We start from the raw sequence: 14,597 nt of genomic DNA, 5'->3' as shown, positions 1-14,597 counted from the left end.
AGGCAGCAGCGCTTGTATTTCTTCCCGCTGCCCCAGGGGCCCGGGCGCAGGGGCTTCCGGGTTGGCGAAAATGTAACCATCCCCGTACAATACCCGCCCTCTCCCCCAAGGATTCCCCTGGCGCATGATCTACGCGGATACCTTCGACGTCATCGTGGTCGGCGGCGGCCATGCCGGCACCGAGGCGGCCCTGGCCGCAGCCCGGAGCGGCGCGCGCACACTGCTTTTGACGCATAACCTCGACACCCTCGGCCAGATGAGCTGCAACCCGGCCATCGGCGGGATTGGCAAGGGGCACCTGGTCAGGGAGATCGACGCCCTCGGCGGGCTGATGGCGCGGGCCACCGACCGGGCCGGGATCCAGTTCCGGATCCTCAATGCCTCCAAGGGGCCGGCGGTGCGCGCCACCCGCGCCCAGGCCGACCGCCAGCTCTACCGCCAGGCGGTGCGCGAGGCGCTGGAGCGTGAGCCGAATCTCACCCTCTTCCAGCAGGCGGTGGAGGATCTGGTGGTGGAAGGCGACCGGGTCACCGGCGTGATTACCCAGCTCGGAATCACCTTCCGGGCCCGGGCGGTGGTGCTCACCGTGGGCACCTTCCTCGGCGGGCGGATCCACGTGGGGCTGGCCTCCCACGAGGGCGGGCGGGCCGGCGATCCGCCGGCCAACGCCCTGGCCGCGCGCCTGCGCGAGCTGCCCTTCCGGGTCGAACGGCTCAAGACCGGCACCCCTCCGCGCATCGATGGGGCCAGCATCGACTGGCGCAGGCTCGAGCCCCAGCCGGGCGACACGCCGGTGCCGGTGTTCTCCTTCCTCGGCTCGCCCGACGAGCACCCGGAACAGGTTCCCTGTCACATCACCCACACCACGGCGCGCACCCACGAGATCATCCGTGGCGGCCTGGACCGTTCGCCCATGTATAGCGGTGTCATCGAGGGCGTGGGGCCGCGCTACTGTCCCTCCATCGAGGACAAGGTGGTGCGCTTCGCCGAACGCGAGTCGCACCAGATCTTCGTCGAGCCCGAAGGGCTGAACACCCGCGAGGTCTATCCCAACGGCATCTCCACCAGCCTGCCCTTCGACGTGCAGCTCGAGTTCGTGCGCAGTATCCGCGGCTTCGAGAACGCCCACATCACCCGCCCCGGCTACGCCATCGAATACGACTTCTTCGACCCGCGGGATCTGAAACCCTCGCTGGAGACGCGCCACCTGGCGAGCCTGTTCTTCGCCGGCCAGATCAACGGCACCACCGGCTACGAGGAGGCGGCCGCCCAGGGGCTCATCGCCGGCCTCAACGCGGCCCGCGCCGCCCGCGGCGAGGCCCCCTGGACGCCGGGGCGCGACGAGGCCTACATCGGCGTGCTGATCGACGATCTCATCACCCTCGGCACCAGCGAGCCCTACCGCATGTTCACCAGCCGTGCCGAATACCGTCTGCTGCTGCGCGAGGACAACGCCGATCTGCGCCTGACCGAAAAGGGCCGCGAACTGGGGCTGGTGGACGACGCCCGCTGGGCGGCCTTCTGTGAAAAGCGCGAGGCCATCGAGCGGGAAACCGCGCGCCTCGCCGCCACCCGCCTGCGTCCGGAGGACGTACCGCCGGAGGCGGCCACGGCCGTGCTCGGCCAGCCCCTGTCCCGCGAGGCGAGCCTGCTGGAGCTGCTGCGCCGCCCCGGCGTGGACTACGCCGCCCTGATGGGCCTGCCCGGCGCCGGCGCGGCGGTGGCGGATGCGAAAGTGGCCGAACAGGTCGAGATCCAGGCCCGCTACGCAGGGTACATTGACCGCCAGCGGGAAGAGATCGAGCGCACCCGGCGCCATGCCGGCACCCCGGTACCCGAGGATTTCGATTTCAGCGGCGTGCGCGGCCTCTCCGCCGAAGTGCTGGAGAAGCTGCAGCGCCGCCGCCCCGCCACCCTCGGCGAGGCCGCGCGCATTCCCGGCGTGACCCCGGCGGCCATTTCGCTGCTGCTGGTGCACCTGAAGAAGCACCGGGGCCGGATGGAACAGAAACGCACCGGCTGACGTCTTCCCCTTGCGGGACCCGCCCCAACGTCAGACACGACACAAGGAAGGTTTGCCATGAAACTACTGCTGATCCTCGCCGCCGCCCTGCTGTTTGCCCTGCCGCCCGTCCAGGCAGACGAAGACGTGGAGGGCCTGATCGTAAAGCGCAGCCCCTACAGCGTGAAACAGACCCTGGATCGCCTGGAATCGGCCCTGAAGAAGAAGGGCATCACCATCGCCCTGCGCTGGGATCACGCCGCCAGGGCCCGGGCCGCCGGCATCGAACTGCGGCCCACCGAACTGCTGGTGTTCGGCAACCCGAAGCTCGGCAGCCACTTCTTCACCTCCAAACAGACCGCCGGCATCGACCTGCCCATGAAGGCCCTGGCCTGGCAGGACGAAAAGGGCCGGGTCTGGCTTGGCTACAATGATCCCGGCTACCTCGCCGAACGCCACGACATCGAAGATCGCGCCGCCGTCGTGGCGAAGATGCGCGGCGCCCTCGACAGGCTGACCGACATTGCCGTTGGCAAATAGCCGGGCCGGTGGAAGGAACGCAGAGGGCGCAGAGACGCAGAGAGCATGGAGAAGCTGGATAGTGGCCAGCATTTTTTGTGGCGATGAAGCGCTCTGATAAGGAGAAAGATGGCCGTAATCAACAGAAAAACTCGGCGTCCTCTGCGTCTCTGCACCCTCTGCGTCATTTGCAGTGGCGTCTGAACCCATGCCCGAAAATCTTGCACAGAAACTCGCCGACGGCCTCGCTGCCCTGCACCTGGACATCCCGCTGGACGTCCAGGCGGCACTGTTGGATTACGTGGCCCTGCTGGCGAAGTGGAACCGGGCCTACAACCTGACCGCGGTGCGCCAGCCGGCGCAGATGGTGGTGCGGCATCTGCTCGATTCGCTGGCGGTGCGGCCGTATCTGGTGGGCGAGCGGGTGCTGGACGTGGGCAGCGGGGCCGGCCTGCCGGGGATTCCGCTGGCCCTGGCGGCGCCGGCGCGGCATTTCACCCTGCTCGACAGCAACGGCAAGAAGGTGCGCTTCCTGATCCAGGCGGTGGCGGAACTTCGGCTGGGCAACGTGGATGTGGTACAGTGCAGGGTGGCGGATTTCCGGCCGGCACAGCCTTTCGAGAGCATCGTCAGCCGCGCCTTTTCCGGCATGGCCGAGCTGATCGGCCAGGCCGCGCACCTGCTGGCCCCGGACGGGCGCTTCCTGTTCATGAAGGGCGTCTATCCGGAAGCGGAAGCGACGGCCCTGCCGGCGGACTGGGCCATCGAGGCCGTGCACCGGCTCGAAATCCCGGGCCTGGACGCCGAGCGCCACCTGCTGGTGGTGCGGGCCGCAAGCTGACACGCACGAGGACACGAACATGGGTCGCATCATCGCCATCGCCAACCAGAAGGGCGGGGTGGGCAAGACCACCACCTGCATCAACCTGGCGGCCTCCTTCGCGGCCACGAAACGCCGCGTGCTGCTGGTGGACATGGATCCGCAGGGCAACGCCACCATGGGCAGCGGGCTGGACAAGAATGCCCTGGAGCTGACCACCTGCGAGCTGCTGCTGGGCGAGGCCGACTTCGCCGCCGTGCGCCAGAGCCCGGAAGAGGCCGGCTACGACGTGCTGCCGGCCAACGGCGAGCTGACCGCCGCCGAAGTGGCCCTGATGGAACTGCCGGATCGCCAGGATCGCCTGCGTCAGGCGCTGGCCCCGGTGCGCGAGGACTACGACTACATCCTGGTCGACTGCCCGCCCTCGCTCAACATGCTCACCGTCAACGCCCTGGTGGCGGCCCAGTCGGTGATGATTCCCATGCAGTGCGAATACTACGCCCTCGAGGGCCTTTCGGCGCTGCTCAATACGGTGGAGCGGATCCGCAGCACCGTGAATCCCGAACTGCGGGTGGAGGGGGTGCTGCGCACCATGTTCGACCCGCGCAACAACCTGGCCAACGACGTCTCGGGCCAGCTCATCGTGCACTTCCCCGACAAGGTCTATCGCACCGTGATCCCGCGCAACGTGCGCCTGGCCGAGGCACCCAGCCACGGCATGCCGGTGATCCGCTACGATCGCAAGTCCCGCGGGGCGCTCGCCTACCTGGCCCTGGCCGGCGAGATCCTGCGCAAGGACGAGGAATTCATCAATCTGGCAGGTTCCGCCGTCTGACGGGTTGATGAATGCCTCGGAATTGTTTCGACTCGAAGGGGTTATGGTAGGAGCGGCGCACGCCGCGAAAACGCACTTCCTTTCGCGGCGTGCGCCGCTCCTACAGGGCGGGATCGGCAAATTTAGGTCAAGAGACGCTTGATGATTCAGCGCCCGGCCTCGAGGGCGCCGTGCGCACTCGATGGTCTGGTTCCCGGGTTCAGGTTTCATTTCGACATCTTGGGGAAAACATTAGCCATGGCAAGCAAGAAACGGGGTCTGGGCCGCGGCCTGGACCAGTTGCTCGGTATTCCGGCGGAAAAGGCCGGGGAAACGGCGTCGGAGTCGGCCGCCGAGGGCGATCTGCGCAACCTGCCGGTGGATCGGATCCGCAAGGGCCGCTTCCAGCCCCGCCACGAGATCGCCGAGGAGGCGTTGCAGGAGCTGGCCGACTCCATCCGCGCCCAGGGCGTGGTCCAGCCGGTGGTGGTTCGGCCCCTGCCCGAGGGCGGAGGCGAGTACGAGCTGATCGCCGGCGAGCGGCGCTGGCGCGCGGCCCAGCTCGCCGGCCTGCACGAGATCCCCGCGGTGGTGCGCGATGTGCCGGATCAGGCCGCCATGGCCATGGGCCTGATCGAGAACATCCAGCGCGAGGAACTCAACCCCATCGAGGAAGCCGCGGCCCTGCATCGCCTGATCGAGGAGTTCGGCCTCACCCACCAGGAGACCGCCGAGGCCGTGGGCCGCTCCCGTGCCGCTGTCTCCAACCTGCTGCGCCTGCTCAGCCTGGAGCCGAAGGTCAAGCAGATGCTCGAGGAAGGCCGGCTGGAAATGGGCCACGCCCGGGCCCTGCTGTCCCTCGAGGGGCCGGCCCAGATCCGCGCCGCCGAGGAGGTGGCGAAGCGCGGCCTGTCGGTGCGCGAAACCGAACAGCTGGTGCGGCGCCTGCTCAAGCCGGCGGAAAAAAAGCCGGCGCCGAAAGTCGATCCGGACATCCAGCGCTTCGCCGAGGATCTGTCGGAGAAGCTCGGCGCGAAGGTGCAGATCCAGCATTCGCCAAAGGGCAAGGGAAAACTGATCATCCAGTACAACAGCGTGGATGAGCTGGATGGCATCCTGCACCATATCAAGTAGATTCTAATATATTGATATTCCATTGATTCTGCCGGCATCTGCCATCTAAAATCGGTTAAAAATTCCTTTATGCCCTCATCATTGACCCTGTAGGGTGGGGCCGCTATACTTCGCGCCCCTGCAATCGATGGGCCTGTGGGAGGGCTGCGTCCATGTCCGCCAGCCGGAGTCTGCAAGACCTCGCCTTCCGCCGCACCCGCAACCGGTTGCTCCTGATTCAAGCGATCCTGGTGGCCCTCGCGGCCGGGGTCGCCTTCCCGCTGCAAGGGAACGATTTCGTGCTGGCGCTGCTGTATGGCGGCGCGGCCAGCCTGGCCGGAACCCTGGCCGCCGCGTGGCGGCTGCAGAGGGTCACCGGCCGGTCAGACGATGCCGCCCTGGCCCGTGGCGAGATGGCCGGTGCCGCCGGTTTCTACCAGAGCGCTGCCCTGCGTTTCGTCGTCGTCCTGGCCCTGCTGGTGCTGGGGCTGGGGATGCTGCGGCTGCACGGCCCGGCCCTGCTCATCGGTTTCGTGGTGGCCACGGCCGGCTTCGTCTTCGGTCGCCCGCAACGGGCCCGCTGAACGGCACGACCCGAATTTCTGAAAATTTGGATTGAGTCATCATGTCTAGTGAAGCGCTGTCATCGACGGATTACATCAAGCACCATCTGCAGAACTGGACGTTCGGCAAGCATCCCGACGGAACCTGGGGATTCGCCCATAGCGCCGCCGAGGCGAAGGAAATGGGTTTCATGGCCATCCACGTGGACACCATGTTCTGGTCCATCACGCTGGGCCTGCTGTTCCTGTGGCTGTTCCGGCGTGCGGCGAAGAAGGCCGATGCCGGCGTGCCCAGCGGCGTGGTCAACTTCGCCGAATGGATCGTCGAGTTCATCGACAGTTCGGTGCGCGGCTCCTTCACGGCGAAGAACAGCCTGGTGGCCCCCCTGTCGCTGACCATCTTCGTCTGGATCTTCCTGATGAACCTGATGGATCTGGTGCCGGTGGACTGGCTGCCCCAACTGGCGGCCCTCATCGGCTCGAACCTGTTCGGCATGGATCCCCACCATGTCTATTTCAAGGTGGTGCCCTCCACCGATCCCAACGCCACCTTCGGCATGGCCTTCGCGGTGTTCTTCCTGGTGCTCTACTACAGCATCAGGATCAAGGGCATCGGCGGCTTCACCGGTGAGCTGACCCTGCAGCCCTTCCAGGCGAAGAACCCGCTGATCCAGGCCCTGTTCATTCCGATCAATTTCGTGCTGGAGTTCGTGTCCCTGATCTCCAAGCCCATCTCTCTCTCCCTGCGACTGTTCGGCAACATGTACGCCGGGGAGATGATCTTCATCCTGATCGCGCTGATGTTCAGCGCCGGGATCGGCATGGGGATCTTCGGCGGCCTGCTGCAACTGGGCTGGGCCATCTTCCACATCCTGATCATCACGCTGCAGGCGTTCATCTTCATGACCCTGACCATCGTGTATCTGGACATGGCGCATCACGAACACTGATTCTTCAATCTTTCCACTTTTAATACAGAAATACAGGAGAAGACCATGGAACTTGCACAAGCTCTGCTCTACATCGCCGGCGCCCTGATGATGGGCCTGGGCGCGCTCGGCGCGGCCGTGGGCATCGGCATCCTCGGCGGCCGTTTCCTGGAAGGCGCTGCCCGCCAGCCGGAACTGATCCCCATGCTGCGCACCCAGTTCTTCATCGTCATGGGTCTGGTGGACGCGGTGCCGATGATCGCTGTCGGTATCGCCCTGTACGTGCTCTTCGCGGTGGCGTAACCCGGAGAAACGTTTCACCCGAACAACGTAGACAGGTTCGAGCATGAATATCAACCTTACCCTGATTGGGCAGACGATCACCTTCATCGTGTTCGTGTGGTTCTGCATGAAGTTCGTGTGGCCGCCGATCATGAACGCGCTCGAAGAGCGCAAGAAGAAGATCGCCGACGGTCTCGCCGCCGCCGAGCGTGGCGAGCACGAGATGGAGCTCGCCCGCAAGCGCGCCACCGAGGAGCTGCACGAAGCCAAGCAGCAGGCCCAGGAGATCATCAACCTGGCCCACAAGCGGGCCGGCGAGATCGTCGACGAGGCCAAGGAACAGGCGCGGGCCGAGAGTGAACGCATCCTGGCGGCGGCCAATGCCGAAATCGAACAGGAAGCCAACCGTGCGCGGGAGCAGCTGCGCAAGGAAGTGGCCACCCTGGCCGTGGCCGGCGCCAGCAAGCTCATCCGGAAAGAGATCGACGAAAAGGCCAACGAGGCACTGCTCAAAGATCTGGTTGCGCAACTGTAAGGGGCGGCAAGCATGGCAGAAAAAAGCACCCTTGCCCGTCCCTATGCCAACGCCATCTTCCAGCTCGCCCGCGAACAGGGCGAGCTGGCGAAGTGGTCCGGCATGCTGCAGCTCATCGCCGTGGTGGCGGCAGATCCCACCATGCGGCAGCTCATCGGCAACCCCGAGTTCGAGCGCAGCAGGCTCGAGGCGCTGTTTCTCGAGATCTGCGGTGACGGTCTCGATGAACAGGGGCGCAACCTCGTGCGCCTGCTGATCGAGAACAAGCGCCTGGAGGTGGCACCGCAGATTGCCGATTTGTACGAAGCGCGCCGCGCCGAGGCCGAAGGCACGGTGGACGTGGAGGTGATCTCCGCGTTCCCGCTGGATGCCGGGCTGCAGGAACAGCTGGCCGCGGCCCTCAAGCGGCGCCTGGGGCGGGAAGTGAACCTGCGCGTGAAGATCGACGAGTCGCTGATCGGCGGTGTGCTGGTGCGCGCCGGGGATCTGGTGATCGACGCCTCCATAACCGGTCGGCTCGAGCAGCTGGCGAATACGCTGATGCACTGAGCGCAAGCGATCCAATTACAGGAATCGAAGACAATGCAACTGAATCCTTCCGAAATCAGTGAACTGATCAAGAAGCGGGTCGAGAATTTCGAAGCCGTGACCGAGGCCCGCAACGAGGGCACCGTGGTGAGCATCACCGACGGTATCGTCCGCATCCATGGCATGGCCGACGTGATGCAGGGGGAGATGATCGAGTTCCCCGGCAACACCTACGGCATGGCCCTCAACCTCGAAACCGGCTCCGTGGGCGCGGTGGTGCTGGGCGCCTACGAGCACATCACCGAAGGGGACACGGTCAAGTGCACCGGCCGCATCCTCGAAGTGCCGGTGGGTGACGGCCTCAAGGGCCGGGTGGTGGATGCCCTCGGCAACCCCATCGACGGCAAGGGCCCCATCGAATACAGCGAAACCTCGCCCATCGAGAAGATCGCACCCGGCGTGATTGCCCGCCAGTCGGTGGATCAGCCGGTGCAGACTGGCCTCAAGGCGGTGGACGCCATGGTGCCCATCGGCCGCGGCCAGCGCGAGCTGATCATCGGCGACCGCCAGACCGGCAAGACCGCGGTGGCCGTGGACGCCATCATCAACCAGAAGGGAACGGGGATCACCTGTATCTACGTGGCCATCGGCCAGAAGGCCTCGAGCATCGCCAACGTGGTGCGCAAGCTGGAAGAGCACGGGGCCCTGGAGCACACCATCATCGTCGCCGCCACCGCCTCCGACGCCGCGGCCATGCAGTTCATCGCCCCCTACGCCGGTTGCGCCATGGGCGAGTACTACCGCGACCGCGGCCAGGATGCCCTGATCATCTACGACGATCTCACCAAGCAGGCCTGGGCCTACCGCCAGGTATCCCTGCTGCTGCGTCGCCCGCCGGGCCGTGAAGCCTATCCCGGTGACGTGTTCTACCTGCATTCGCGCCTGCTGGAGCGCGCCGCGCGGGTCAATGCCGAATACGTGGAGAAGATGACCAACGGCGAGGTGAAGGGCAAGACCGGTTCGCTGACCGCCCTGCCGATCATCGAGACCCAGGCCGGCGACGTGTCCGCCTTCGTGCCGACCAACGTGATCTCCATCACCGACGGCCAGATCTTCCTCGAGACCGATTTGTTCAACGCCGGCATCCGCCCGGCCATCAACGCCGGCCTCTCGGTCTCCCGTGTGGGCGGCGCCGCCCAGACCAAGATCATCAAGAAGCTCGGCGGCGGCGTGCGCCTGGACCTGGCCCAGTATCGGGAGCTGGCGGCTTTCGCCCAGTTCGCCTCGGATCTGGACGAGTCCACCCGCAAGCAGATCGAGCGCGGCCAGCGCGTCACCGAGCTGATGAAGCAGAAGCAGTACAGCCCCATGAGCGTGGCCCAGCAGGCCTTCTCGCTGCTGGCCGCCAACAAGGGCTACCTGGACGACGTGGAAGTGAGCAAGGTGGTGGACTTCGAAGAGGCCCTGCAGGCCTATCTGAAGTCCAACGAAGCCGAGCTGCTCGAGGAAATCAACCGCACCGGCGACTTCAACGACGAGATCGAGGCGAAGATGATCGCCGCGATCGAGAAGTTCAAGGCCACCAGCACCTGGTAAGGGCTGACCGTCCCCGCCCCCGGCGGGGACGCAATCGAAGGTGAACAGACATGGCAAGCGGTAAAGAGATTCGCACGCAGATCAAGAGTATCAAGAATACCCAGAAGATCACGCGTGCCATGGAGATGGTGGCCGCCTCCAAGATGCGCAAGGCCCAGGATCGCATGGCGGCCTCGCGGCCCTACGCGCAGAAGATGCGCAACGTGATCCACCATCTGGCCCAGGCCCATCCCGAGTACAAGCATCCGTACCTGCTGGATCGCGAGCCGAAGAACATCGGTTACATCGTGATCTCCTCGGATCGCGGCCTGTGTGGCGGCCTGAACAACAACCTGTTCCGGGACCTGCTCAAGGACATCGGTCAATGGCAGAGCCAGGGCGCCAGCATCGCCCTGTGCACCATTGGTCAGAAGGCCACGGTGTTCTTCCGCAATCTCGGTTCGGTGAAGGCCCAGGCCACCCATCTCGGCGATGCCCCGGCGCTGACCGATCTGATCGGCACCATCAAGGTGATGCTCGACGCCTACGATGCCGGCGAGCTGGATCGCCTGTACCTGGTGTACAACGAATTCGTCAACACCATGACCCAGAAGCCGGTCATCGAACAGCTTCTGCCCATTCCCCACGAGGACTACGACGCCGAGCTGAAGCATCACTGGGACTACATCTACGAGCCCGATGCCAAGGCCGTGGTCGATGGCCTGATGATGCGCTTCATCGAGTCCCTGGTCTATCAGGGGGTGGTCGAGAACATCGCCTGTGAAATGGCCGCGCGCATGGTGGCCATGAAGAGCGCCTCCGACAACGCGGGCAGCCTGATCGACGAACTGCAGCTGGCCTACAACAAGGCCCGCCAGGCGGCCATCACCCAAGAGCTGTCGGAAATCGTCGCCGGCGCCGCCGCGGTCTGAGCACCGCCCCGTACAGAATCGACTGAAAATTTGAGGAAGAGCCAATGAGTTCCGGAAAAATCGTTCAAATCATCGGCGCGGTGATCGACGTGGAGTTCCCGCGCGAGCAGATGCCGAAAATCTACGACGCCCTGGTGGTCGACGACGCCGGCCTGACCCTGGAGGTGCAGCAGCAGCTCGGCGACGGCGTGGTGCGCACAATTGCCATGGGCAGCTCCGACGGTCTGAAGCGCGAGATGCGTGTCTCCAACACCGGCGCGCCCATCTCGGTGCCGGTGGGCACCAAGACCCTCGGCCGGATCATGGACGTGCTGGGCCGGCCCATCGACGAGAAGGGGCCCATCGGCGAAGACAAGCGCATGCCCATCCACCGCAAGGCCCCGGCCTACGAGGAACTCTCTCCGGCCACCGAACTGCTGGAGACCGGCATCAAGGTGATCGACCTGGTCTGCCCCTTCGCCAAGGGCGGCAAGGTGGGCCTGTTCGGCGGCGCCGGCGTGGGCAAGACCGTGAACATGATGGAGCTCATCCGCAACATCGCCATCGAGCACAGCGGCTACTCGGTATTCGCCGGGGTGGGCGAGCGGACCCGTGAGGGCAACGACTTCTACCACGAGATGCAGGAGTCCAACGTTCTCGACAAGGTTTCGCTGGTCTACGGCCAGATGAACGAGCCGCCCGGCAACCGCCTGCGCGTGGCCCTCACCGGCCTGACCATGGCCGAAGCCTTCCGTGACGAAGGCCGCGACGTGCTGCTGTTCATCGACAACATCTACCGTTACACCCTGGCCGGCACCGAGGTCTCGGCTCTGCTCGGCCGCATGCCCTCCGCCGTGGGTTACCAGCCGACCCTGGCCGAGGAAATGGGCGCCCTGCAGGAGCGGATCACCTCCACCAAGACCGGCTCCATCACCTCCATCCAGGCGGTGTACGTGCCCGCCGACGACCTCACCGACCCGTCGCCGGCGACCACCTTCGCCCACCTGGATGCCACCGTGGTGCTCTCGCGCCAGATCGCCGAGCTGGGCATCTACCCCGCCGTGGATCCGCTGGACTCCAGCTCCCGCCAGCTCGACCCGCTGGTGATCGGCGAGGAACACTACAACGTGGCCCGCGCCGTGCAGGGCACCCTGCAGCGCTACAAGGAGCTCAAGGACATCATCGCCATTCTCGGCATGGACGAGCTCTCGGAAGAGGACAAGCTCATCGTGGCCCGGGCGCGCAAGATCCAGCGCTTCCTCTCCCAGCCCTTCTTCGTGGCCGAGGTCTTCACCGGTGCGCCCGGCAAGTACGTGCCCCTCAAGGACACCATTGCCGGCTTCAAGGGCATCGTCGAGGGCGAGTACGACGACCTGCCCGAGCAGGCCTTCTACATGGTCGGCACCATCGACGAGGCCGTGGAAAAGGCAAAGTCGCTCTAAGCGGGCGAAGGAGACCCTATCATGGCCATGACCATGCATCTGGACATCGTGAGTGCCGAGCAGGAGATCTTCTCCGGCACCGTCGAGGTCGTGATCGCCCCGGCGCAGATGGGAGAGGTGGGGATCCATCCCCGCCACACCCAGCTCCTCACGCCCCTCAAGCCCGGCGAGGTGCGCTTCGTGCGCGAGGGCAGTCAGGAAGAAGAGTCCATCTACGTCTCCGGCGGCATCCTCGAGGTCCAGCCCCACGTGGTGACCGTGCTCTCCGACACCGCCGTGCGCGCCCGGGATCTGGACGAAGCCGCCGCCCTGGAGGCCAAGAAGGCCGCCGAGGAAGCCCTGCAGGAACAGCTCAGCGAGGAAGAAGTCGCTGCCGCCCAGGCCAAGCTGGCCCAGGCCCTCGCCCAGCTCCGGGCCATCCAGAACCTGCGCAAGAAGAAGATCGCCCGCTGACAGAAGGGCCGAGGATCTGCGTTCGTCACATCTCACGCACGGCGTGGCCTGCGCAGACCGGCTCAAGCGCAGCGGAGCCGGCACCTCGGACCGTTCTTTGGTCATAGTGATTGCAGCAAGGGCAGTTGATATACTGCCCTTTCTTCTTTGCAGGATATGAAGCGCTCATGAGCGAAAAGCGGGTCGAGAAGGACAAGGTCGTGACCCTGACCTACGTGATCCGGGACGAATCGGGCCTGTGCGAGCAGTCCGACGTGCCGGTCAGCTACGTGCACGGCGCCGCCGACAGCCCCATGTTTCCCCTCATCGAGAAGGCCCTCGAAGGCAAGGGGATCGGCGACGAGGTGGAAGTCACCCTGCCGCCCGAGGAGGGCTTCGGCGAGCGCGATCCGGCCAAGACCTTCAGCGACAGGATCGAGAACGTCCCCCCGCAGTACCGCCAGATCGGCGCCCAGGCCGTGTTCCACAACGATCGCGGCGAATCCCTCACCATGACCGTGGTGCGGGTCGAAAACGGCCAGGTGCACCTGGACGGCAACCATCCCTTCGCCGGCAAGACCCTCACCTACAAGGTGCGGATCCTCGACATCCGCGATGCCACGCCCATGGAACGGCTCGGCCTCGCCGAGGCCGGCAGCACGACCCTCAACTGATCCCGTGAGCACGGCCAGCGCCCTCTCCGTCGTGATCCTGGCCGCCGGCCAGGGCACGCGCATGAAATCGAAGCGGCCCAAGGTGCTGCATCCCCTGGCCGGCCGGCCCCTGCTGGCCCACGTACTCGACACCGCGCGGGCCCTGGCGCCGTCGCGCATTCTCGTGGTCTACGGCCACGGTGGCGAGCAGGTGCCGAAGGCCCTGGCCGCCGCCGACGTGCAGTGGGTGGAGCAGGCCGAACGGCTCGGCACCGGCCATGCCGTCGAGCAGGCCATGCCGGCCCTGCCCGACGAGGACCTCGTGCTGGTGCTCTACGGCGACGTGCCGCTGGTGCGGGCCGAGACCCTCGCCGACCTGGTCGCCCAGGCAGCGCGCACCGGCTTCGCCCTGCTCACCGTGCGCCTCGACGACCCCACCGGTTACGGGCGCATCGTGCGTGACGAGTCGGGCCGGGTGGCGCGGATCGTCGAGCAGAAGGACGCCACCGTGGAGGAGCAGGCCATCCGCGAGGTGAATACCGGGATCCTCTGCGCCCGCGCCGCGGATCTGCGCCGCTGGCTGGGCCGCCTCGAGAACGCCAACGCCCAGGGCGAGTTCTACCTGACCGACACCATCGCCATGGCCGTGGCCGAGGACCTCGAGGTGGCCACCGTCACGCCCGACGACCTGTTCGAGGTGCTGGGGGTCAACAGCCGCCGGCAGCTCGCGGAACTGGAGCGCCACTACCAGCAGGCCCAGGCCGTTCGGCTGATGGACGCCGGCGTGACCCTGGCCGATCCCGCCCGCCTCGACGTGCGCGGAGAGGTGAGCACGGGGCAGGACGTGTTCATCGACGTCAACGTGATCCTCGAAGGCCGGGTGGAGATCGGCGACGACGTGACCATCGGCGCCGGCTGCGTGATCCGCGATGCCGAGATCGGCCCCGGCACGCAGATCCGCCCCTATAGCGTCATCGAGGATGCGACCATCGGCCCGCAGGCCCAGATCGGTCCCTTCGCCCGCCTGCGTCCCGGCACCGATCTGGCGCGCGATGCGCGGATCGGCAACTTCGTGGAAGTGAAGAACAGCCGGATCGGCGAGGGCAGCAAGGTCAACCACCTGAGCTACATCGGCGACACCGACATGGGCGCCGGCGTCAACATCGGCGCCGGCACCATCACCTGCAACTACGACGGCGCCAACAAGCACCGCACCGTGATCGGCGACGGCGCCTTCATCGGCTCCGACACCCAGCTCGTCGCCCCCGTCACCGTCGGCGCGCACGCCACCCTCGGCGCCGGCACCACCCTGACGAACGACGCCCCGCCCGGCCAGCTCACCCTGAGCCGGACGAAACAGAAGTCCATCCCGGGCTGGAAAAGATCCAGGAAGAGGGACGAGGGACGAGGGACGAGTGGCGAGGGATAGTTGTGTGCACCGTAGGTCGGGCTTCAGCCCGACAGTGATGTATTGATCCA

At 65.9% G+C, this 14,597-nt stretch carries 16 protein-coding genes; all 16 read left to right on the top strand.

The genetic code is table 11. The features are described 5' to 3' along the window. The first annotated feature begins 124 nt into the window (after positions 1–124). The gene (gene mnmG / locus ACZ5BH_RS05840) at positions 125–2,023 is read left to right on the top strand and encodes a tRNA uridine-5-carboxymethylaminomethyl(34) synthesis enzyme MnmG (protein ID WP_464890975.1); all 1,899 of its coding nucleotides are present in this window, start codon (positions 125–127) and stop codon (positions 2,021–2,023) included. Between the two features lie 57 nt (positions 2,024–2,080). After that, a complete protein-coding gene (locus tag ACZ5BH_RS05835; protein WP_464890974.1) occupies positions 2,081–2,542 on the top strand; it encodes a DUF302 domain-containing protein in 462 nt (153 codons plus the stop codon). A gap of 187 nt (positions 2,543–2,729) precedes the next feature. Next, a complete protein-coding gene (gene rsmG, locus ACZ5BH_RS05830; protein ID WP_464890973.1) occupies positions 2,730–3,362 on the top strand; it encodes a 16S rRNA (guanine(527)-N(7))-methyltransferase RsmG in 633 nt (210 codons plus the stop codon). 19 nt (positions 3,363–3,381) lie between these two features. Beyond that, complete coding sequence (locus tag ACZ5BH_RS05825) at positions 3,382–4,176, top strand: ParA family protein (protein WP_464890972.1); 795 nt, start codon at positions 3,382–3,384, stop codon at positions 4,174–4,176. Between the two features lie 237 nt (positions 4,177–4,413). Beyond that, positions 4,414–5,289: a ParB/RepB/Spo0J family partition protein gene (locus tag ACZ5BH_RS05820; protein WP_464890971.1), complete on the top strand. Its 876-nt coding sequence runs from the start codon at positions 4,414–4,416 to the stop codon at positions 5,287–5,289. Between the two features lie 152 nt (positions 5,290–5,441). After that, positions 5,442–5,852, top strand: a complete 411-nt coding sequence (locus ACZ5BH_RS05815) for an ATP synthase subunit I (protein WP_464890970.1) — start codon at positions 5,442–5,444, stop codon at positions 5,850–5,852. Positions 5,853–5,893: 41 nt separating this feature from the next. Further along, complete coding sequence (gene atpB / locus ACZ5BH_RS05810) at positions 5,894–6,781, top strand: F0F1 ATP synthase subunit A (protein WP_464890969.1); 888 nt, start codon at positions 5,894–5,896, stop codon at positions 6,779–6,781. A 45-nt stretch (positions 6,782–6,826) separates the two neighbouring features. Continuing rightward, a complete protein-coding gene (gene atpE, locus ACZ5BH_RS05805) occupies positions 6,827–7,063 on the top strand; it encodes a F0F1 ATP synthase subunit C (protein ID WP_464890968.1) in 237 nt (78 codons plus the stop codon). Positions 7,064–7,106: 43 nt separating this feature from the next. Next, on the top strand, positions 7,107–7,577 hold the full coding sequence (locus ACZ5BH_RS05800; protein WP_464890967.1) for a F0F1 ATP synthase subunit B: 471 nt from the start codon (positions 7,107–7,109) through the stop codon (positions 7,575–7,577). A 12-nt stretch (positions 7,578–7,589) separates the two neighbouring features. Next, positions 7,590–8,126, top strand: coding sequence for a F0F1 ATP synthase subunit delta (locus tag ACZ5BH_RS05795; RefSeq protein WP_464890966.1), 537 nt, complete (start codon positions 7,590–7,592; stop codon positions 8,124–8,126). A gap of 33 nt (positions 8,127–8,159) precedes the next feature. Further along, a complete protein-coding gene (gene atpA, locus ACZ5BH_RS05790) occupies positions 8,160–9,701 on the top strand; it encodes a F0F1 ATP synthase subunit alpha (RefSeq protein WP_464890965.1) in 1,542 nt (513 codons plus the stop codon). Positions 9,702–9,751: 50 nt separating this feature from the next. Next, on the top strand, positions 9,752–10,612 hold the full coding sequence (gene atpG / locus ACZ5BH_RS05785; RefSeq protein WP_464890964.1) for a F0F1 ATP synthase subunit gamma: 861 nt from the start codon (positions 9,752–9,754) through the stop codon (positions 10,610–10,612). A 44-nt stretch (positions 10,613–10,656) separates the two neighbouring features. Then, positions 10,657–12,033 carry a F0F1 ATP synthase subunit beta gene (gene atpD / locus ACZ5BH_RS05780; RefSeq protein ID WP_464890963.1) on the top strand — a complete coding sequence of 459 codons (1,377 nt, stop codon included), beginning with the start codon at positions 10,657–10,659 and terminating at the stop codon, positions 12,031–12,033. Between the two features lie 21 nt (positions 12,034–12,054). Next, positions 12,055–12,486 carry a F0F1 ATP synthase subunit epsilon gene (locus ACZ5BH_RS05775; RefSeq protein WP_464890962.1) on the top strand — a complete coding sequence of 144 codons (432 nt, stop codon included), beginning with the start codon at positions 12,055–12,057 and terminating at the stop codon, positions 12,484–12,486. A gap of 167 nt (positions 12,487–12,653) precedes the next feature. Then, positions 12,654–13,139, top strand: a complete 486-nt coding sequence (locus tag ACZ5BH_RS05770; RefSeq protein WP_464890961.1) for an FKBP-type peptidyl-prolyl cis-trans isomerase — start codon at positions 12,654–12,656, stop codon at positions 13,137–13,139. 61 nt (positions 13,140–13,200) lie between these two features. Beyond that, entirely contained in the window at positions 13,201–14,547 is a 1,347-nt protein-coding gene (glmU, locus tag ACZ5BH_RS05765; RefSeq protein WP_464891199.1) for a bifunctional UDP-N-acetylglucosamine diphosphorylase/glucosamine-1-phosphate N-acetyltransferase GlmU, read from the top strand. The last annotated feature ends 50 nt before the right edge of the window (positions 14,548–14,597 follow it).

This window comes from Thioprofundum lithotrophicum (genome assembly GCF_055387065.1).
Note: the sequence above shows the minus strand (reverse complement) of the source record. Positions and strands in the feature narration are given on the sequence as shown.

Coding starts and splice junctions, on each gene's coding strand:
- ACZ5BH_RS05815 (WP_464890970.1), top strand. CDS start 5,442: ATGTCCGCCAGCCGGAGTCTGCAAGACCTCGCCTTCCGCCGCACCCGC.
- ACZ5BH_RS05800 (WP_464890967.1), top strand. CDS start 7,107: ATGAATATCAACCTTACCCTGATTGGGCAGACGATCACCTTCATCGTG.
- atpA (WP_464890965.1), top strand. CDS start 8,160: ATGCAACTGAATCCTTCCGAAATCAGTGAACTGATCAAGAAGCGGGTC.
- mnmG (WP_464890975.1), top strand. CDS start 125: ATGATCTACGCGGATACCTTCGACGTCATCGTGGTCGGCGGCGGCCAT.
- glmU (WP_464891199.1), top strand. CDS start 13,201: ATGAAATCGAAGCGGCCCAAGGTGCTGCATCCCCTGGCCGGCCGGCCC.
- atpE (WP_464890968.1), top strand. CDS start 6,827: ATGGAACTTGCACAAGCTCTGCTCTACATCGCCGGCGCCCTGATGATG.
- ACZ5BH_RS05795 (WP_464890966.1), top strand. CDS start 7,590: ATGGCAGAAAAAAGCACCCTTGCCCGTCCCTATGCCAACGCCATCTTC.
- ACZ5BH_RS05820 (WP_464890971.1), top strand. CDS start 4,414: ATGGCAAGCAAGAAACGGGGTCTGGGCCGCGGCCTGGACCAGTTGCTC.
- atpG (WP_464890964.1), top strand. CDS start 9,752: ATGGCAAGCGGTAAAGAGATTCGCACGCAGATCAAGAGTATCAAGAAT.
- rsmG (WP_464890973.1), top strand. CDS start 2,730: ATGCCCGAAAATCTTGCACAGAAACTCGCCGACGGCCTCGCTGCCCTG.
- ACZ5BH_RS05770 (WP_464890961.1), top strand. CDS start 12,654: ATGAGCGAAAAGCGGGTCGAGAAGGACAAGGTCGTGACCCTGACCTAC.
- ACZ5BH_RS05775 (WP_464890962.1), top strand. CDS start 12,055: ATGGCCATGACCATGCATCTGGACATCGTGAGTGCCGAGCAGGAGATC.
- ACZ5BH_RS05825 (WP_464890972.1), top strand. CDS start 3,382: ATGGGTCGCATCATCGCCATCGCCAACCAGAAGGGCGGGGTGGGCAAG.
- ACZ5BH_RS05835 (WP_464890974.1), top strand. CDS start 2,081: ATGAAACTACTGCTGATCCTCGCCGCCGCCCTGCTGTTTGCCCTGCCG.
- atpB (WP_464890969.1), top strand. CDS start 5,894: ATGTCTAGTGAAGCGCTGTCATCGACGGATTACATCAAGCACCATCTG.
- atpD (WP_464890963.1), top strand. CDS start 10,657: ATGAGTTCCGGAAAAATCGTTCAAATCATCGGCGCGGTGATCGACGTG.